The organism is Olivibacter sp. SDN3 (genome assembly GCF_014334135.1).
Lineage (GTDB): Bacteria > Bacteroidota > Bacteroidia > Sphingobacteriales > Sphingobacteriaceae > Olivibacter.
Window position 1 is genome coordinate 1,145,371 of record NZ_CP060497.1, and the last position, 20,286, is coordinate 1,165,656.

At 43.8% G+C, this 20,286-nt stretch carries 19 protein-coding genes and 1 pseudogene; 13 read left to right on the forward strand and 7 right to left on the reverse strand.

Features of this window, described 5'->3' with window-relative positions; genetic code table 11:
- Positions 1-25: 25 nt before the first annotated feature.
- Positions 26-1,771, reverse strand: coding sequence for an aspartate--tRNA ligase (aspS, locus tag H8S90_RS04550; protein WP_187341402.1), 1,746 nt, complete (start codon positions 1,769-1,771; stop codon positions 26-28).
- Positions 1,772-2,026: 255 nt separating this feature from the next.
- Between aspS and H8S90_RS04555 the strand changes: the two genes are divergently transcribed.
- The 13 genes and pseudogenes from H8S90_RS04555 (at position 2,027) to H8S90_RS04615 (ending at position 12,391) form a co-directional block, all read left to right on the forward strand.
- Positions 2,027-2,719, forward strand: coding sequence for a response regulator transcription factor (locus tag H8S90_RS04555; RefSeq protein ID WP_187341403.1), 693 nt, complete (start codon positions 2,027-2,029; stop codon positions 2,717-2,719).
- A complete protein-coding gene (locus H8S90_RS04560; RefSeq protein ID WP_222852237.1) occupies positions 2,703-4,106 on the forward strand; it encodes a cell wall metabolism sensor histidine kinase WalK in 1,404 nt (467 codons plus the stop codon). The genes H8S90_RS04555 and H8S90_RS04560 overlap by 17 nt, the downstream gene beginning before the upstream one ends.
- Before the next feature lie 89 nt (positions 4,107-4,195).
- Positions 4,196-5,419 (forward strand): porin, encoded by a 1,224-nt coding sequence (locus H8S90_RS04565; protein ID WP_187341405.1) that lies wholly within the window; start codon positions 4,196-4,198, stop codon positions 5,417-5,419.
- Between the two features lie 88 nt (positions 5,420-5,507).
- Positions 5,508-5,810, forward strand: a complete 303-nt coding sequence (ureA, locus tag H8S90_RS04570) for an urease subunit gamma (RefSeq protein ID WP_187341406.1) — start codon at positions 5,508-5,510, stop codon at positions 5,808-5,810.
- 19 nt (positions 5,811-5,829) lie between these two features.
- Positions 5,830-6,126 (forward strand): annotated as a pseudogene (ureB, locus tag H8S90_RS04575) (urease subunit beta); the annotation flags it as partial.
- A 108-nt stretch (positions 6,127-6,234) separates the two neighbouring features.
- Entirely contained in the window at positions 6,235-8,088 is a 1,854-nt protein-coding gene (ureC, locus tag H8S90_RS04580) for an urease subunit alpha (protein WP_187341408.1), read from the forward strand.
- A gap of 20 nt (positions 8,089-8,108) precedes the next feature.
- Positions 8,109-8,597 carry an urease accessory protein UreE gene (locus H8S90_RS04585; RefSeq protein WP_187341409.1) on the forward strand — a complete coding sequence of 163 codons (489 nt, stop codon included), beginning with the start codon at positions 8,109-8,111 and terminating at the stop codon, positions 8,595-8,597.
- The gene (locus H8S90_RS04590; protein ID WP_187341410.1) at positions 8,594-9,280 is read left to right on the forward strand and encodes an urease accessory protein UreF; all 687 of its coding nucleotides are present in this window, start codon (positions 8,594-8,596) and stop codon (positions 9,278-9,280) included. The genes H8S90_RS04585 and H8S90_RS04590 overlap by 4 nt, the downstream gene beginning before the upstream one ends.
- 6 nt (positions 9,281-9,286) lie before the next feature.
- Complete coding sequence (gene ureG, locus H8S90_RS04595; protein ID WP_187341411.1) at positions 9,287-9,910, forward strand: urease accessory protein UreG; 624 nt, start codon at positions 9,287-9,289, stop codon at positions 9,908-9,910.
- 10 nt (positions 9,911-9,920) lie between these two features.
- Positions 9,921-10,850: an urease accessory protein UreD gene (locus H8S90_RS04600; protein ID WP_187341412.1), complete on the forward strand. Its 930-nt coding sequence runs from the start codon at positions 9,921-9,923 to the stop codon at positions 10,848-10,850.
- On the forward strand, positions 10,843-11,190 hold the full coding sequence (locus tag H8S90_RS04605) for a hydrogenase maturation nickel metallochaperone HypA (protein WP_187341413.1): 348 nt from the start codon (positions 10,843-10,845) through the stop codon (positions 11,188-11,190). Before H8S90_RS04600 ends, H8S90_RS04605 begins: the two co-directional genes overlap by 8 nt.
- Before the next feature lie 5 nt (positions 11,191-11,195).
- Positions 11,196-11,924 carry a hydrogenase nickel incorporation protein HypB gene (gene hypB / locus H8S90_RS04610; protein ID WP_255501822.1) on the forward strand — a complete coding sequence of 243 codons (729 nt, stop codon included), beginning with the start codon at positions 11,196-11,198 and terminating at the stop codon, positions 11,922-11,924.
- Positions 11,925-11,935: 11 nt separating this feature from the next.
- The gene (locus H8S90_RS04615) at positions 11,936-12,391 is read left to right on the forward strand and encodes an urease accessory protein UreE (RefSeq protein WP_187341414.1); all 456 of its coding nucleotides are present in this window, start codon (positions 11,936-11,938) and stop codon (positions 12,389-12,391) included.
- 14 nt (positions 12,392-12,405) lie between these two features.
- Here the strand turns inward: H8S90_RS04615 and H8S90_RS04620 are convergent, their stop codons facing one another.
- The 6 genes from H8S90_RS04620 to dxs all read right to left on the reverse strand — a co-directional run bounded on the left by H8S90_RS04620 (position 12,406) and on the right by dxs (position 20,205).
- Entirely contained in the window at positions 12,406-14,817 is a 2,412-nt protein-coding gene (locus H8S90_RS04620; RefSeq protein ID WP_187341415.1) for a TonB-dependent receptor, read from the reverse strand.
- Positions 14,814-15,371, reverse strand: a complete 558-nt coding sequence (locus H8S90_RS04625; RefSeq protein ID WP_187341416.1) for a GNAT family N-acetyltransferase — start codon at positions 15,369-15,371, stop codon at positions 14,814-14,816. Before H8S90_RS04625 ends, H8S90_RS04620 begins: the two co-directional genes overlap by 4 nt.
- The gene (locus H8S90_RS04630; protein ID WP_187341417.1) at positions 15,368-16,144 is read right to left on the reverse strand and encodes an ABC transporter ATP-binding protein; all 777 of its coding nucleotides are present in this window, start codon (positions 16,142-16,144) and stop codon (positions 15,368-15,370) included. Before H8S90_RS04630 ends, H8S90_RS04625 begins: the two co-directional genes overlap by 4 nt.
- Complete coding sequence (locus tag H8S90_RS04635; RefSeq protein ID WP_187341418.1) at positions 16,141-17,160, reverse strand: iron ABC transporter permease; 1,020 nt, start codon at positions 17,158-17,160, stop codon at positions 16,141-16,143. The genes H8S90_RS04630 and H8S90_RS04635 overlap by 4 nt, the downstream gene beginning before the upstream one ends.
- Positions 17,161-17,163: 3 nt before the next feature.
- Positions 17,164-18,192 carry an ABC transporter substrate-binding protein gene (locus H8S90_RS04640; RefSeq protein ID WP_255501823.1) on the reverse strand — a complete coding sequence of 343 codons (1,029 nt, stop codon included), beginning with the start codon at positions 18,190-18,192 and terminating at the stop codon, positions 17,164-17,166.
- Positions 18,193-18,276: 84 nt separating this feature from the next.
- A complete protein-coding gene (gene dxs / locus H8S90_RS04645) occupies positions 18,277-20,205 on the reverse strand; it encodes a 1-deoxy-D-xylulose-5-phosphate synthase (RefSeq protein WP_187341419.1) in 1,929 nt (642 codons plus the stop codon).
- Between the last annotated feature and the right edge of the window lie 81 nt (positions 20,206-20,286).

Here is a 20,286-nt window from a genome sequence, read left to right on the forward strand (position 1 = left end):
CTTCTTTTTGATCAGCGAAATAGCTTTACACTTTAACCGCAATTTTTAATTCATTTAACTGTTCTTGAGAAATTACACTTGGAGAATCGATCATCACGTCCCTACCGGCATTATTCTTTGGAAAAGCGATCACATCTCGAATAGAATCTAATCCTGCGAAAATAGACACCAGGCGATCAAAACCAAAAGCAATACCTCCATGTGGCGGAGCACCGTAGGTAAATGCTTCCATTAGGAACCCAAACTGCTTTTGTGCTTCGGCTTCACTAAAACCTAAATGTTTAAACATCAGTTCTTGCTTACCTTTATCATGAATACGGATAGATCCCCCCCCAACTTCAGTACCATTAATTACCATATCATAAGCATTGGCCCTAACCTTTCCCGGTGCGGTATCCAGCAACCCTATATCCTCAGGCTTCGGGGAAGTGAATGGATGGTGCATAGCGTGATAACGACTAGTCTCATCGTCCCACTCTAACAGCGGAAAATCAACCACCCACAGTGCTGAAAACTTATTTTTATCTCGTAAGCCTAGTCGATTGCCCATTTCTAGCCTAAGCTCGTTCAATTGTTTACGGGTTTTTTCCGCATCACCAGCCATCACTAAGATCAAATCGCCCGATTTTGCATCAAATGCTTTTGCCCAGGCTTTTAGCTGCTCCTGTCCATAGAATTTATCCACTGACGATTTCAAGGTTCCGTCCTCACTCACCCTCAAATACACCAAGCCTGTTGCCCCTATTTGCGGGCGCTTGACAAAATCTGTCAAGGCATCCAACTGCTTTCTGGTATACGAGGCACAACCTTCCGCCTTTATTCCCACAATTAGTTCGGCATTATCAAAAACCGGAAAACCTGCACCTTTCAACAGATCATTAACTTCAACGAATTGCATACCAAAGCGCGTATCAGGTTTATCAGAACCATAAAGACGCATAGCGTCAGCATAAGAAATTCTGGGTAATTCGCCAATCTCCACACCTTTTATTTTCTTAAACAAGTAATTTATCAGTCCTTCAAAAAGTACTAGAATATCTTCTTGTTCAACAAAAGACAGCTCACAATCAATCTGCGTAAACTCGGGTTGCCTATCTGCCCGCAAATCTTCATCTCTAAAGCATTTCACCAGTTGAAAATAACGGTCCAATCCAGATACCATCAGCAATTGTTTGAACGTTTGCGGTGACTGTGGCAGCGCATAAAATTCACCTGCATTCATCCTACTTGGTACGACAAAGTCCCTCGCCCCCTCAGGGGTAGACTTAATAAGTACAGGTGTCTCTACTTCGATAAACTGCTGGCCATCAAGATATGAGCGTACAGCTTGTGCTATTTTATGACGTAAAACCAGGTTGTTTCTTACGGGATTTCTACGAAGGTCCAAATAACGATATTTCATACGAAGATCTTCCCCTCCATCTGTTTCATCTTCAATCAGAAAAGGAGGTAATTTGGAAGCGTTAAGGACATCTAAATGGCTTACTTTTATCTCAATTTCTCCAGTATTTATCTTAATATTCTTACTCGATCGTTCGATCACTGTACCCGACACTTTAATGACGTACTCTCGTCCCAAAGCCCTCGCCTGTACACGCAGCGCTTCGTTATCATCCGTATCAAATGCCAATTGTGTCAAGCCGTATCGATCTCTCACATCAATAAACGTCATCGCACCCAGATCTCTCGACTTTTGTACCCATCCACATAATACAACTTCTTTTCCTAAGTCGGCCATCGTTAATTCGCCGCAAGTATGTGTTCTATACATATTTTATTATATCTTTAAAACATTGGGTTGATACCATTACCGATTAGTGCAGTGGCATTTTTTTGCAAAGTTATTGTTTTAGGTTGAAAACTGTTTGGACAGCACCCCATTTCTCAAAAAACACGTTAAAAAGAAAGGTAAAATATGTGTTGTAGTTGCTATACACTAAAAAATAAAAGTATATTTTTGTTACTGAGCAAACAATAACAGCTTTTTGGAGAATATTCTTAAACCCACAAATAAGCCTCAATCAATTTGGAAATACTATTAATAGAAGATGAGCCAACTGTTATTTCGCTAATCAAGCGAGGGCTCAATGATGAAAAATATAATATAAGTGTTGCCATGGATGGATATACCGGATTAAAGATGGCCGGTATGAATACATATGACCTAATCATCTTAGACATTATGTTGCCTGGTATGGATGGTTTGGAGGTATGCCATAACATAAGAATGGCTAATAGAGATATTCCGATACTTATCCTTTCGGCACTTGACCAAACCGAAGATATCGTGGCGGGATTTGAGCGTGATGCCGACGATTATCTCATTAAGCCTTTTAAACTTGAGGAGCTAAAAGCAAGAATAAAACGGCATACCCGAAGGGCAAAAAGACAGCGGGTCGCCCAGAAAGTAATAAAACTTGCCGATCTTTCTTTGGATATCGAGAGTAGAGACGTCACACGGGCGGGAAAATCAATAGCCTTAACTGCAACCGAATATCGCTTGTTGGAACACCTGATGGTTAATCATAACAAGATTCTACCTCGCCTGGATATACTGGAAGAAGTCTGGGGAATGGACTTTAATTTGAGTACAAACGTAGTTGATGTATATGTCAACTATCTCAGAAAGAAAATCGATAAAAATTTTAGCCCCAAACTGATCCATACGGTCATTGGTATGGGCTACGTAATGCGTGTGCAATATGAAGATGAAGATTAGAACGAAGATCATTCTTTTGTTCTCGGGAATAATAACGCTGATTATTACCTTCTTTGCTATTTATGCATCTTACTTTACCTGGGATAGTCTAAAAACGAAATTCTTCCTACGCTTGGAAGAGAATGCCAGAATTGTAGGTACGCATACCATAGCCGGAGATTCCTACAATACCAAAATGTATTACGAGGTCAAAAGGAAGTATCTTGCTTTGCTATCGGAAGGAAATGATTACCTGTTACGGATTGCGAAGGGAAGTACGGAATTACGTTTTGACCCGAACTTACCGATGCCGAAGTCGTTCTACAGCGAGGCGATCACCAATGGTAAAGCAGAATACCTGCATAATGATACCGCGTATTTTGCCATGTACTTTGCAGATTCACTGCACAAAGATGATCTCCTGGTGATTTCTTCCGGTAGGGATAGTTACGGGCATGCAGAACAGGCCGATCTCGACAAGACCTTACTCTCGGGCGGCCTCATTGCCTTGGCACTCGGTATCGTTATCGCTTTCTATTTTGCCGATCACATCCTTACGCCCATCGCAACGATTAATGAAAATGTGCGTCAGATCAACATCAGCAATCTCAGTCTGCGCTTACAGAATACAAAGTCGCATAAACACGATGAGATCGCAAACCTGATCAATAATTTCAACGATATGCTGAATAGATTGCAGATTGCGGTCAAATCTCAGCAAAATTTTATAGGGAATGCTTCACACTCGCTGAGAACACCCTTAACGGTAATTGGTGGCGAGGCCGAAATCGTACTTCAGCGTTTAAAGGAAGATAAGGAGAGCCAGTACTCGTTAGAAATTATTGCCCGCGAAGTAGACAAGATGGTGTTGATCGTAAAAAACCTGCTGTTATTGGCACGAACGGGTTACGAAGGGCAAATCGAGCGCACCCAAATCATTCGAATAGATGAATTGCTATATGGCGTGAAGATTTCGGCCAATAGCCTGTACTCCAGCACACCCATTCATTTTGATTTTCATGCCATACCGGATGATAGTCAGGAATTGCACATCTTGGCCAACAGAGATCTGCTCCATGTGGCCGTATCTAATCTGGTATTGAACGCATGCAAGTACGGCAAGAGCGCGCCGGTGGTCATCTCTTTGACGGTGAAGAATCAGCAAGTGGTGGTGACGATTAAAGATGAGGGTATCGGTATCCCTGAAAAAGAGCTGCCACATATATTCGAGTCCTTTTTCCGGGGAAGCAACACCACCGGTATATATGGAAACGGCCTTGGCCTATCGTTGACAAAGAATATTCTTGAACTACATGATATTGAGGTAGATGTCACCTCAAAAGTGAATGAAGGAACGCTCGTGACTTTACGTATTGCTATAGATACCGCTCCACAGCACTCCGGATAAGACCGCCTTTCTTATTTGGCTCTCATATCGCGCTGATATCGTTATTATCATTCCAGCCTATTATTGTACGTAAAATACAAGTATAGGACATGAGATCAACGGCTTATCATTTTATCATCTTACCATGTGTTTTAGTTGCTTTAACTTTTAAAGGTTTCGCCGCTACAACTGATACTGCAAAAGTAAAAAACGCTAATGAAACTGCTCAATTGGGCATGGATACGGTTTCGGCAAAACAGGCCGCAACAGACAAGCGTTTTTTCATGAACGCACTATTGCGTACCGCTTTTCATGGCGACAGCTTTTTCAATGAAGGTGGACAGAATAGCATAGGCCTGGATGAAGCGCGTATCGATATAGGGGGAAACTACAACGATCGCTTATCTTATCGGGTCAGGTACCGCTTAAATAGGGCATTCGCCGAAACCGGTCAGGATAATGGATCCCAAGCGTTGGACTGGGCATACCTGCATTATAAATTTGGTAACCAGAATAAATGGTCTGTTACCGCTGGTAAGCAGAGTGCATTGGTAGGGAGTTATGAGTTTCAAAATAACCCGATCTATGAGTTGCTGTTTACGGATTATGTCGACCGGATACTGAATCTATTTGTGGTGGGCGGTACCTTGTCTCATCAGGTCGATAAGAACCATAGCCTGAATGTGCAGATTTATAATACAACCAACGAGGGTTTTGATCGCCTGTTCCAAACAAGGGGCTATAACCAGGAAGACCTAAACGCGGCAAGTAATCCTCTGGGCACTTACTTCACCTGGATAGGAGCCTTTGCCGACCAGAAGATCCATACCAAGTGGTCTTACAATATTTCGCAATTCGCTAAAGGACATACCAATCACAACATCTCTCTTGCTAACAAACTCGCCCTGAATAAAACGTTGGTTTACCTGGATCTACAGTATTCTTACCTTCCGGTAGATTATACGATGGTGGTGAACCCTGTATTAAATACGCACTACGGCCGCAGTGGCACCGACCAGGTGCTGGCAAGGGGTATTCAATATAAAACCGCTGTCTTGCGCTTGGATCAGATGCTAACAGATCACTGGGAGATATCATTAAAGGGCGCATACGAAACGGCCTCTTCCAGGAAAGATGAAGCGATAGGAAAAGATTTCAGAAAGAATTACACCTATACCGCTGCACTTCAATATAAACCCTACGAAAGCCAGGATTTGCGTTTCTATTTGGCGTACATCGGCAATACCATAGATTATAGCCAGGTAATAAACGCTTCTAAAGCGGAGCTCAATCGTGTCTCCTTAGGACTGTTTTACACTATCCCAGTCTTCTAAGATTGTGTTAATATGCCGCTGATACAGCTCCAATACCTAATTGTTAATATTGTTATAAAGTAATAAATCGTCTACAAAATCTACACATATGCGTTTAACACCAAGAGAATCTGAAAAACTGTTGCTGCACCTGGCTGGTGAGCTGGCAGCCAAGCGATTAAAAAGAGGAGTAAAACTGAATTACCCGGAAAGCATTGCCTACATCAGTGCGCAGCTCATGGAAGAGGCAAGAGACGGGAAGACGGTTGCCGAACTGATGCAATACGGCACAACCTTATTGAAAAGAGATCAGGTAATGGAAGGTGTGCCCGAAATGATCCATGATGTACAATTGGAAGTGACCTTTCCTGATGGAACGAAGCTGGTTACGGTACACGAACCTATACGTTAACTTTTAAAATAAGATAATTATGATTCCTGGAGAATACATCCTTAAGAAAGAAGATATAAAAGCGAATGAGGGCTATAAAACCCTTAGCCTGTCTGTCACCAACACGGGAGATCGTCCCATTCAGGTAGGATCGCACTATCATTTCTTTGAAGTAAATAAAGCCTTATCATTTGATCGGCCTAAAGCCTTTGGTATGCGCTTAAATATTCCGGCCAGCACAGCGGTTAGGTTTGAGCCCGGAGAGAAAAAAAGTGTTGTCTTGGTAGAAATCGGCGGAAACAAAGAGATCCACGGTTTTAACGGCCTTACCAACGGTAAATATACCGATGAAAAGGTCAAATCTGCAGCACTGGCTAAAGTGAAAGATAAAAAATTCAAGAGTACAAAGGCTACAAAATAGGTTTTCACAAAAACGATTTATATTATGTCAAATTGGAGTAGAAGAAAATGGATTAAAGTGGTTGGCCTTACCACGGCCGGCACAACAGCTTTAGGGCTCGATGCTCTGGCTTTGGAAAGATTAGGTTTAGACGAAGCATCCGTAAAATATATCGATAACGAATTATATATCCCGCGCGATAAATATGCTGCCCTGTTTGGTCCTACAACGGGAGATAAGGTGCGTCTGGCAGACACGGAGCTTTTTATTGAAATTGAGAAAGATTATGCCGTTTACGGCGAGGAAAATAAATTTGGTGGAGGAAAAACGGTTCGCGATGGGATGGGGCAGTCTGCGCGTGCACTTAGGGATGAGGATGTGCTGGATCTCTGTATCACCAATGTCATCGTTATTGATCACTGGGGTGTTGTTAAAGGCGATGTAGGTATAAAAGATGGTAAGATTGTGGGCATCGGCAAAGCAGGTAACCCCGATGTTCAGGATGGTATCACCAAAGGATTGATCATCGGTGCGTCAACGGAAGTACATGGTGGAGCAGGCATGATCCTTACTGCCGGCGGTGTGGATACGCATATCCACTTCATCAGCCCGACACAGGTAGAAACCGCTTTATACAGCGGTGTGACCACATTTATCGGAGGAGGAACAGGTCCGGTAGACGGTACTTTGGCGACTACCGTAACCTCGGGGAAATGGTATATCGAGCGCATGCTGGAAGCTTTTGAAAACCTTCCGGTGAACGTTGGCTTCTTCGGTAAGGGGAATGTTTCTACCACAAGGCCTATCGAAGAACAAATCGAAGCGGGTGCTTTAGGTGTGAAAATACATGAAGACTGGGGTTCTACTCCTGCTACTATTGATGCCGCTTTGAAAGTTGCCGACAAATATGATGTACAGGTAGCCATCCACACCGATACGTTGAATGAAGCCGGATTTCTGGAAGACACGGTCAACGCGATCGATGGCCGGGTTATTCATACGTTCCATACCGAGGGCGCGGGAGGCGGTCACGCACCTGATATTATTAAGATTTCCATGTATCCGAATATCCTCCCTGCTTCAACAAATCCAACAAAGCCCTATACCGTAAATACCGCTGAGGAACACCTGGATATGTTAATGGTTTGCCATCACCTGGATAAGAACGTTAAAGAAGACGTTGCCTTTGCTGATTCCAGGATACGTCCGCAAACCATCGCAGCAGAAGATATTTTGCAGGATATGGGTGTCTTTAGCATCATGAGTTCCGATAGCCAAGCCATGGGCCGTGTGGGAGAGGTCATCTCCAGGACTTGGCAAACGGCACATAAAATGAAGGTGCAAAGAGGAGCCTTGGATGAAGATAAAAAAGGAGATAATGACAATTTCCGGGTAAAACGTTATGTCTCTAAATTTACCATAAATCCGGCTAAAGCGCATGGAATTGACGAATATGTAGGATCGATAGAGCCGGGCAAGTATGCCGACCTCGTCTTATGGAAACCTGAACTGTTTGGCGCTAAACCTGAGCTCATTATCAAAAGTGGAATGATCCTCGGATCGAAAATGGGTGATGCCAATGCGTCTATCCCTACACCACAACCCATCATCTATCGCCCGATGTTTGGGTACTATGGCAAAGCATTGACGAAGATCTGCCTGAATTTTGTTTCGGCGGTTTCTTTGGAAAACGGCAATATCAAAAATCTAGGCCTTGCCCGCACGTCCTTGCCTGTTAAAGGATGTAGAAATGTGTTTAAAAAAGATATGGTGCATAATAATGCTACGCCAAATATAGAGGTTGACCCAGAGACTTATGAAGTTAAAGTGGATGGTGTTCTGGCTACGTGTGAACCGCTCAAGGAGCTTCCGATGGCCCAGCGATATTTCTTGTTTTAAAAATGAAAGGCTTGATGTAAATGATCCGTGTAGGCAAGGCGTTAGGTAATATCCGTGATAATGCAAGGCTCAGCATTTACGATGAGTTGGTTTTGGAGTGGTTTGAAACCGACAAAAACATCCTCCGAAAGCGAACGCGTGAGGGGAGAGAAATCGCCGTACGCAAACAGGTAGCTGCACCGCTTTATGATGGCGATATATTACATATAGAAGCGGACCTTGCTTTAGTGGTTAAGATACGTGCCTGTGCCTGTGTGGTCGTACGTCCACAAACGTTGAGGGAAATGGCTACCATATGTTTTGAAATAGGCAATAAACATATCCCGGTTTACATTAACGATGCACAAGAGGTCATAACTGCATATGAGAGACCGCTTTTTGCTTTATTGGCAAGAGGCGGTTTTCACCCTACAGAAGAACACCGGATTATACATCGTACCAGCACCCTTGCCTTGCACCGCTGGCCTACGGTTAATCGTAACATATTAATTAAGCAAAGGAATAGATGAATCCACTACTCACATTATTGCAAATCATTGACTCAGCGTTCCCCATAGGAAGTTTCACCCATTCCTATGGCTTGGAGACCTATATCAGTAAAGGCATCGTTAAAGACACACGTAGTGCACAGGAATACGCCACTACATTGTTGGCGCATAGCATATATTATAATGATGCTGCTTTTTTTCAACAAACCTGGCAACTGTGTGATAAGCGTGCGGGTATACGGAAAGTCAGCGAGCTGGACAGCGTGGTCACGGCGCTGAAGGGGCCGTTGGAAATAAGGCAGGCAAGCCGAAAATTAGCCTTGCGTTTCCTTAAACTGACCGAAAAGCTGAAACCGGTAAAGCGTTGTCAGACCTATCTGGAGCAGATGTTGAGCAAAAAAGTGCATGGACATTATCCCATGGCCTTCGCCATGTATGCCCACGCGCAAAAGATATCCTTCGAGGATGCCCTATCGGCCTTTTATTATAATACGCTAAATGGGGTAGTTACCAACTGCGCCAAACTGGTACCTATCAGCCAGACAGACGCGCAGGAGATCTTATTTAAGTTGCAACCCCTGATAAAGAAGCTGGTGGATACGCAAGCCGCGGTTTCTCCTGACATGATTGGTATCTGTTGCATAGCACAGGATATCAGGAGTATGCAGCACGAAAAGCTTTATACAAGATTATATATTTCATAATAACATATGGCACAAACAGCGAGAAATTATATCAAAGTAGGTATAGCCGGCCCTGTAGGATCAGGGAAGACGGCACTTATAGAAAGGCTCACCCGAGCGATGTCTGATCAGTATAACATATGTGTGGTTACCAATGATATCTATACCAGAGAAGATGCTGAATTTTTAATGAAAAACTCAGCGCTTCCCGCAGAACGCATTGCGGGGGTGGAAACAGGCGGATGCCCACATACCGCGATACGCGAAGATGCATCAATGAATATTGAAGCGGTAGAAGAACTGGCGGAGCGTTTCCCGGAGACCGAAATCATCTTTGTGGAGAGTGGCGGCGATAACTTATCGGCAACCTTTAGCCCGGATCTCGCAGATGTTACCATCTTCGTCATAGACGTAGCTGAGGGCGATAAAATTCCCCGTAAGGGCGGTCCAGGGATTACCCGTTCGGATTTACTCATCATTAACAAAATAGATCTTGCACCTTATGTCAATGCGGATCTTGGCATAATGGAGCGCGATGCCAAAAAAATGCGTGGCGAAAGACCTTTCATCTTTACTAATCTGATGAAGCTGGAAGGACTTGATAAAGTAATCGCTTGGATTAAAGAATACGCTTTATTGGAACAAGAATAAGCAACAGCACATGGATAGTATTATCAGCATTAACGTAGCACAGGAAAGTAATAGAAGCGTACTGAAAGACAGTTTTCACAATGCACCGTACAAATTGGTGCATTATGGTGCACGGAATAGCTACGACCATCTGGAACTTATCATCATGAGCGCTTCCCCTGGCGTAATGGATGGTGACACCCTCACTATTCATGTCAACTTACAAGCGAATACCCAGCTCAAGCTGTACACACAGGCGTTCAATAAACTGCATCCAATGATTGAGGGGGCGCAGCAGCATATGGACGTTATCGTGGAAGAAGAGGGGCTTTTTCAATATATTCCGCATCCTACCACACCGTTCAAAGGGTCAATCTACAAGACGATAACCAATATTCATCTGCAAAAGCATGCAACACTGATCTGGGGCGACATCATCTGCGGTGGCCGGATACATATGAACGAATCCTTCGCCTTTAGTCGCCTGCACAGTTTAACCAAGGTATTCTTTGCAGACGGACTGCGTTATTTCGACAATCAATACCTCGCACCCAAAGAGCAACCGATTAAAAAAATGCTTTTCTTAGAGGGCTACACCCATCAGGGGACACTTTTATACGCTTCTCCATATGCCGATGAATTGAAATTGGAATTAGATGAGATTTTAAAGGCCGAATATGAGGAAATCACTTATGGGTTTACCTCTTGCGCTGATGATATGGTCATGATAAGAATACTTGGGAATGATGGAGAGCTATTGTATAACTTCATGACCATGCTGGGGCAGTTATGCTGGGATTTTACTCAACATAAAATCACAGAAAAATCAGAGAAACCCCAGGAACCTATATCCATACCCGCTGGCCAAATAAAAAAATCGCCGGCACAAAAGAAGACGATAAAAAAAACAAGGCATAAAGAAAATAAAGCAGCCGCTTTAAAAATAGATGCTTATGCATGAAATCACCATTGTTAGAGATATTTTCAAGGTATTGGAAGAAGAATATCCAAATAACTATCGGGATATTATCAAAGTAGAAATCCACGCGGGTTTGCTCAGCAATGTGCAACCCATATTGATACAAAATGCCTTTGAAGCCTTCATTGAGGATGAACCGCAGTATGCGGATACCGAGCTGGAGGTTAAACTCTTGCCCATTATAGCCCATTGCGCCAACTGTGCCAGAGACTTCGAGGTACACCTTCATCGATTTGTTTGCCCTTGTGGGAAACCTTCGGATAAAATTGTACAAGGGGAAGAACTGCAGATCAGTCAGGTAATATTTGCAAATAAAACATAAACGATATGATAATGAATATGGAAACGAATCCAAAGAGCAACAGGGCACCTGTAGGGTCTGTCCAATGCGATAACACCACATTAAACTTGCTTAAAGCTAACGACTTTGTCGCTAAAGCAATACGGGATAAATTGCCGGATATCACGATTGTGAATATTTGCTCTTCGCCAGGCAGCGGCAAAACAACGCTCTTGCAGGAAACCGGCAAACGTATAGGAAAAGAGCTGAAGATAGCCGTGCTCGTTGGTGATCCGGAAACGGAGCGTGATGCGGTAAGGTTAAAGAGCGTAGGTATCGATGCCTTACAGATCGTAACTGGCGGCATGTGCCATATTGAAGCGCAAATGATCTTACAGGCAATCGACCATATTGATTTGTCGGATGTCGACTTACTTATCATTGAAAATGTAGGAAACCTGGTATGCCCTGCCGCATTCGACCTCGGTGAAGATTATCGCGTCACCTTGTTGGCCGCCACCGAGGGTGACGATAAGCCTAAGAAATACCCGCGCATGTTTCTCACCAGCGAGTTAATGGTGGTATCCAAAGCAGATCTTTTACCTTATGTTCCTTTTTCCGTGGAAGCGGCAACGATAGATGCACGTGAAGTAAATGCCAAATTGGACGTTATATCACTGAGCAGCATCACCGGTGAAGGAATCGACCAATGGTGCGATTGGTTAAAAAGCAAAGTCAATCAAAAGAAAAATAATAAAATAGCGTCCAATACATAAAATGGTATACGATGCCTACACCCGAAATAAAAGTAGAAGTTATCTGTGATGCTTCGTTAAACAATGAAAAGGATATCGACTATCTGGATATAGAATGGTTTGAAGTTAATCGTAAAACGATAAAACGACAAAGTACCGGTGGACTAAATTTTTTCATTCAAAAAAGGGAAAAAAAGCCCCTATTCGATGGTGATATCTTATGGGCCGATGACAATACAGCAGTGCTGATACGTATAAAACCCTGTGATTGCATTGTATTAACCACAGCTGATTTAACAACCGTAGGACTTTTTTGTTCAGCTGTGGGCAATCAGCATTTACCCCTATTTTTGGCCGGGCAACAGACGCTCTGCTTAGCTTATGATGGCCGGCTCTATCAGGCGCTTCTGCATCAATATGGTTCGGCCGTCTCTATTGAAAGCAGACAGTTATTACCGCAGGATATGCTCCAGCCTTATCATAAATAGTGAAGATGCTCCGATTAAAAAGAAAAGCCCATAGATAACATCACATTTCGTGGTGTGCCTACAAAACCGCGGGTATAATCAAAACCGCCGAGATAATAATACTTGTCGGTAATATTATTCAGGTTAAGCGTCAGTCTTACGCCACGCAAGTAGTAATACACTGCAGCATTCCACACCTGATACGCAGGCCACTCATCCCATAATTGATTACCATCGGCATCCTCAGTTACGGGATTTTCCATCCGTCTCCCACTCACAAAATTCGTTCCTGCACCAAAGCCCAGGCCCTTTAGTGCGGCATTTGGAATGACGTATTTCATCCAGAGACCTCCCATGTGTTTAGGTGCATTGGCTAGTGGCATCCCTACTTCTGACGCGATGGAAGACGCTTTTACCTCGGTATGGTTAAAGCTATAGTTGGCCATCACCTGAAACTCCCTGGTTATCTGTCCCCGAAAATCCAGTTCTACTCCGCGGGAAATCACCTCCCCAGACTGTCTGTAGACAGGGAAGCCACTATCGCTAATTTCACCGGAGGCAATCATCATATTCTGCCGGGAGATATGAAATAAAGAGAGCTCGGTCTGCAATTGGTTATCAAAAAAACCTGTCTTCAAACCGGTCTCCACTTGGAAGCTGCGCTCCGCACCAAATGGCCTGTCTGCGCCGTATTGTTCATAATTGTGGATAAAATCAGCCCCTACCGGAACATAACCCTGTGAATAGCTGGCAAAGTAATTCATTTGGTGATTGATCTGATAGGTCAAACCAAACCGTGGCAACCAGCTATGCTGGGTTGTTTCATACGATTGTGCTAAATCTGCACTGCTGGAGCGATAGTATTCATGACGTAACCCCATGATAAGATGCAAACGGCTGCCAATTGTCATCTGATCTTGCAGATAAAAACCATAACTTCTATAAGGATTGAGGAAGGGGAATTCGGCTTGATCCAGCCATAGGTAGGAACCTACATCGATAACGTCCCGAACAGGCTTTTCCAGATCAATGGTCAAAGGCACCTCTTCTCCATCGAGCATACGACGCCTCGCCTCACGCTGCACATTGTTTCTATCGCCTCCATATTGTGCATAATCCACACCAAAAACCAAACGATGGTCATGCCCCGGCCTTCTAAAATTATAACTGAGGTAACTGACCAAGTTATCCGTGTAGTCCTTAACATTTTTCGAAAGGAAGCGCATGTTCATGATCGTGTTTTGCGGCGGATTCGCAAAGGTATTGAGTGTACGGAACTCATTCAAATCCTCACTATAGATCGATTTCATATAGTTCACATGTATAGATAGGTCATGGGTAATATGCTGCGAGAACCGGGTCGAGAACGACAAGAACTTTGAGCGATAAAAATCTGTAGGTTGATTTACATTGAAGGCCCTATCCTGTGCATAGAAATCGTTATTTCGGATAACAAGGCCTCTATCAAGAAAACCATCAAAATCGTCATAGGTCAAGTCCACATCAATTTGGGTACCCTCAGCCGGACGAAATGTAAATGATGGAGCCACCAATATGTTCTTCCGCTGGTTGTTATCCCGAAAGGTACGCGAGTTTTCATAAGCGATGTTGAGTCGGTACAAAAACTTCTTATCCTGATCCAATGGGCCGCCCATATCCAGTGTGGAGCGTAGCGTTTGAAAGCTTCCCACCGCAAAGCCAATACTGGTTTTCTGTTCTTCAAGTGGCCTTTTCGTAACGAGGTTAACCGTGCCACCCGGTACAATATCCCCAAAGAGCGATGCCCCCGGCCCTTTCAGCACTTCTATACTTTCTAAGTTCGCTGTCATGGGCGTACGCCAGAAACTGGTACCGTAGCCATAAGCGGAACGCATACCGTTCACGAGCCTTAAGCCGCTGGTGTAACCGCTATTGAACCCACGTATCGTTAAATCATCATAGGCGGAAGCTTGATTGACCCCCGCCAAATCCTGTACCATGTCGGTAATGACAAAAGCCTGTCTATCCTCCATAAATTCCCTACTCACCAATGATACCGATTGTGGCAGGTCTTTTAGGATACCCGAAAACTTTCCGCCTAATTCGGCTGTATTGACTAAATAGGAATTATTCCGCCTACCAGTAACCAACACTTCCTCCAACGCAACATCGGCAGGTGCAAGTTGGATTGACAAACCCTCAGAAGCAGAAAAGCTGCTATCCAGTCCTATTGTTTGCTCGGCATAACCAACGGCAGTTACCCTTATTGTCGCGGGTAGCTGTACCTTTTCGGAAAATGAAAAATAACCGTTTGTGCTCGTTTGCGTGACGTATTGATCAACTCTCAGTGTTACGGCAGAGAGACCATTACCTTGGCTACCGGTAACCCGACCGGTTAAAGAAACCGTCTGGGCATAGGCACCAACAATAGAAAGCAGCAAGAAAACGACTGTAGAAAAAATTCTCATAATTGATTGTTTTCAGTAAAAAAATTCACTGTATTTCTCCTTATCACTTTTGTTTTATCAATCACCATATGGAAGGTCTCAAAACCAGACTCTTCACAACACATAACCAGGTCAAATCCCTGCTTCAACCAAAAGTTGTATGCACCCTCCAAAAAAGGATGTGTATGCAAATACAGCAGTTCAACTCCTTGTCTATGCCCTGTCTTTTTCAACTCTTGCACCAATTGTGTACCCAGTCCAAGTTTCCGATAAGCAGGTTCTACAAAGAGTCGAGCCACCTCCACAATCTTGTTTCCTGTAAAAGACCAGTATGGGAACCGGTGATCGTACGCCATCATTCCAATCGTACCGATAAGATTCCCTTGCGACGTACGTGCCTGAAGAAATGTACCTATAGAGGTATCCACATAGGTCGAAGAAAACGTCTGCAAATCTTTCGGCATAACCTCATGATTGAGCATCGGAAACAGTTCTTTTCGGGTTTCCAATACGTAAGCGACTACTTCCTCTCGGTCGCGGTCGCCTACCGGTAATATTTTTATATCATTCATCATCGCTGCTTTAGCTTAGGGATTATCAATGTTCGCCCTTCATGGTGGAGGCTGGTTAAAGCCACATGATATGTCTTTTCTAAGGTAGACAACAGGCCTTCCTCCTCTTTTTCTTCCAACGGATGCAGCTTTTTGTCCCGCATCACATAAAATCGGTCGCCATACAGAAACGCCAGGTTAGGATCGTGCATCACGCATACCACGGTAGTCCCCGCTTTTACCAGACGTTTAAGGTGTTCCAGCACCGCTACCTGATAATGTAAATCGAGATGGTTGGTTGGTTCATCCAGCAATAAAACATCAGGTTGCTGTACCAAAATACGGCATAGTAATACCAGCTGCCGTTCGCCCCCCGAAAGAGAAGTGTATGGTTTATCCCTTAAATGCCATAACTGAAACGCTTGCAGGCTTTCTTCCACCAAATCAAAATCTAGCCGACGGGGCGCAAATCTGGAAAACGCGGCGCGTCCAGTCAAGACCACATCAAAAACGGTAAATGGAAAAGTCGTTTGATGAAACTGTGTCATGAAGCCAATCCGAACGCTACTTTCCTTCCCGGCTTTGATATGCTTGCGTTCTTTACCGTCAAACCACACTTCGCCGGTATATTGACGCTCCATGCCCGACAAGATATTGAAAAGTGTCGATTTCCCGCTGCCGTTTCTGCCGAGAATAACCGTCAATTCCTCCGCATAGAAATTAGCTTTTAGTTCAGCGAGCACTTGCTGCTTACCAAAAGAAAAAGATAGGCTGTTAATCTGTATCAATTCTGTCATGCGTTCCAGTTTACAGCATTTCTACGCATCAGATAAATAAATAGAGGCGCACCCAATATCATAGTAAATACACCTACCGGAATTTCAAAGGGCATCACAGCCCGGGAAAAGTTGTCAATCAACAGCAGAAATGTTCCACCGATACTCATGTTGGCAAAAACACCGATCTGATTATTCGGCCCAAAAATAATACGGCTAATATGCGGTACAATCAGCCCGAATAAGCTGATCATGCCGGCCGAGGCAACAGCCGAAGCCGTAATCATCGTGGCCAGCCCCACTACGATAAACTTTATATTTCTGGGGTTGACTCCTACAGCCATCGCTTCCTGATCACCCAGCGCCAATAAATTAAGCTTCCAACGGAAGGCTGCAGTGGCCAACAATCCACCTACGATCGGTAAAAAGGCGGTATGCACCTTATCCCAGGAGGCCGTGTGTAGATTGCCCATAGTCCACTGCACAATGGCCTGTAACTTGTATGGATCACTCAAATATTGTAGTATGGTCAGGAATGCCGTAAAAACTCCCGTGATAATCATTCCAGACAACACCATCGTCACCAACGACGTCCTTACACCCGAATAGGAAACGAGATAGGTAATACCCACCGCTATCATACCAAATATAAAAGCCGATAGATTAATCGGGATCAGCGGCACCAGCATAGACAATGCGGCCCCAAAAGCCGCCCCCGAAGATATACCCAACGAAAAGGGATCTACAATTGGATTTCTGAAGATAGCCTGTAACACCCCACCCGAAACGGCCAGGGCCGCACCGACCAAAAAAGTCAGCAGGATACGTGGCAGGCGTACCTGCCAAAGGATAATTTCTATGTCAGACTTGGCTACACCCAGCTCTTCTCCCCAAAAACGCCGCACAGCTGTTAAGGTATATCCGGCCAAATCCGATAGACCTACATAACTCGTACTCCCCAATGAAAGCGAAAAGAATAGTACAACAACCGGCACAACAATAAGCAAAAGGATTTTTAAACGCCTATACACCTGCATCTATTATGCCTCCCGATTTCTCCTGTTGTACAGTTTGTCCAAGCTTTCCTGGATTTCGATCTCCAATTGTTCGGCGCCTTCCTCCGGATAACACCAATACCGCAGCTGTTTAGCGAAAAGCATAAACTTAATCGTGTGCGGATCAAAATTAAAGGTAGGCGATAAAACATACACCTGCTTATTCGCCACAGCCGGAAGGGACTCCAATTCCTTTAAACGATAGACGTCTTCCAGCTTCGAGTTCCACAAGACGATAATATCCGGGTTCCATTTGTAAAGCATTTCCGCTCCGATATTGGGCGATTCCATGGTTAACGGACAAGCATTCTCGGCACCGGCCGCCTCGATGGAAAGATCCATAAGTGAACCCTTGCCTGAAGTAGACAGGATACGCCCTTTGGACCATGCATAGTACACCTTTTTACGCGTCTCCGCTGCTGGTCTGATCATTTTGGCCAAATCTTTTTCCACAAAGGAAATCAGTTCCTCTGCTCTATCACTTTTGTCCAATAGCATCGCCACGCCACGTAGTTCCCTGTAAATACTTTCCTTATTTTTACTCGAAACAGCATAAACCGGGATATTCAGCCCTTCCAACTGGGTGATGGTTTCCTTATCCTGCTCATAAACGATGGCCAAATCCGGCCCCAATCCAATAATGGATTCCACATTGTTCGCACGCCCCCCAAAGGTGGGGGCAGCTATCGACTTACGCGCTATGCGTTCGTCCAACTTAGAAAAAAAGGCATATGATGATTCATTTTGATAAACCTGTTCAGGAATCCCAATAATACGATTATTGGCTTCCAACATAAATAATTCATCAACCATGGGCTCAAACAACACAACTACACGTCGCGCTGGTTCGGCGAGCTGAATAGCTTTCCCTCTTGAATCAATAACTTTTATATTATAGGTATCAGAAGCCCCCTTAGCAGCATCAGTAGTATTACATGCCACCAGATTAAAAAGTAATAGCATCCCTGCAATTACTGCCAAACTCCTAAAAAATAGAGAAGTATCTTTGCTCATGATGCAAAAATACCTGCAAGCAATTGGTTTTATATAAAGCGCATCTTAGCGTGAAATTAGAAAAGAAATAGCAGATCACTGATCCTATCCTGCCATGGTACTCGTTTTGTGAGCATGAGCTAGTTTCTTCACGGCATGAATAACGCCATTGGCATCGTAGCCGCATTCTGCCCAAAGCTGCGGTTGCTCTCCGTGATCAACAAATCTGTCGGGTATACCTAGCCTTATAACTTGTGCTGTATATGAATGATCGGCCATGAATTCCAAAACAGCACTACCCATCCCGCCCTGTATACATCCATCTTCAACAGTAACAACTTTTTTGAACTTCCTGAAAACTTCATGTAAAAGCTGCTCGTCAATAGGTTTTACAAAGCGCATGTCATAATGTGCCGGTACAATTCCGTCTGCATTTAAAGATACGCATGCTTTGACTACTTCATTTCCAATGTGGCCAAGACTAAGAATAGCAAGGTCCTCTCCATCACAGATCTTCCTCCCCTTACCTATTGCAACTTCTTTAAATGGTCTGCGCCAATCGGGCATTACCCCTTGTCCTCTCGGATATCTCAGCACAAATGGCCCTCGATCTTCTTGTTGCGCCGTATACATCAGGTTACGCAACTCCTCTTCATTCATTGGAGCAGCAACCTTTAGGTTCGGAACACAACGCATATAGGCAAGATCATAAGCACCGTGGTGCGTTGGTCCATCGGCACCCGCAATACCTGCACGGTCTAAGCAGAACACTACATTTAGGTTCTGCAAAGCGACATCATGAATCACCTGATCATAAGCACGCTGCATAAAACTGGAATAGATATTACAAAATGGAACCATCCCCTGAGTCGCTAACCCGGCAGAAAATGTTACCGCATGCTGCTCAGCAATTCCTACATCAAAAGCACGATTAGGCATTGCTTTCATCATGATGTTCATAGAAGAACCGGAAGGCATAGCGGGAGTAATTCCCATAATTTTATCATTTTTTTCGGCAAGTTCAACCAAGGTGTGTCCAAAAACATCCTGATATTTAGGGGCAACAGGTTTATCACTCACTGATTTCTTTATTTCTCCGGTTATTTTATCAAATAAACCGGGTGCATGCCATTTGGTCTGATCTTTCTCTGCTAAAGCAAACCCTTTTCCCTTTACGGTGATACAATGAAGGAGCTTTGGACCAGGAATGTCACGAAGTTCGTCAATAATCTTAGCAAGTCTTTTGACGTCATGTCCATCTACCGGTCCAAAATACCTGAATTTTAGTGATTCAAAAAGGTTGCTGTTCTTTAATAAAGTACCTTTAATGCTCTTTTCAATCTTTTTTGCCAAGCCCAAGGCATCTGGACCTATTTGTGAAATCTTACTTAGTACATGGGCAATATCATCTCGAAAACGGTTATACGGTTTAGAAACCGTTATATCTGTAAGGTATTCCTTCAATGCACCAACATTAGGATCAATTGCCATACAGTTATCGTTAAGGATGACCAGTAAATTGGATTTCTCGATTCCCGCATGATTTAATGCCTCAAAGGCCATTCCAGCAGTCATTGACCCGTCACCGATCACGGCAACATGTTGACGATCTTCTTCCCCTTTATAGTGTGAGGCTACCGCCATACCTAATGCGGCAGAAATGGACGTAGAAGAATGCCCTACACCGAAAGTATCGTAAACACTTTCGGCCCTTTTCGGAAAGCCACTGATTCCATTATACACCCTGTTTGTATGGAAAAGATCCCGTCGACCGGTAAGTATTTTATGACCGTATGCCTGATGCCCCACGTCCCAAACCAGTTGATCATAAGGTGTATTTAACACATAATGAAGTGCAACGGTTAACTCTATAACGCCTAAACTCGCTGCAAAATGCCCTCCATATACTGATACCACATCAACTATATACTGGCGCAGCTCTTTACATATTTGCTCTAAATCTGCTTCTTTAAGCCTTTTCAGATCAGAGGGACTATTTATTTCCTTTAATAAACTTCCTGGTTCAAAATCCATACATACAGGTTTTGACAAAAACGATTACAAAGTAAGGAATAATTATTCAAAATAGCTATTAGCATGCCTAACTTCGGAAAC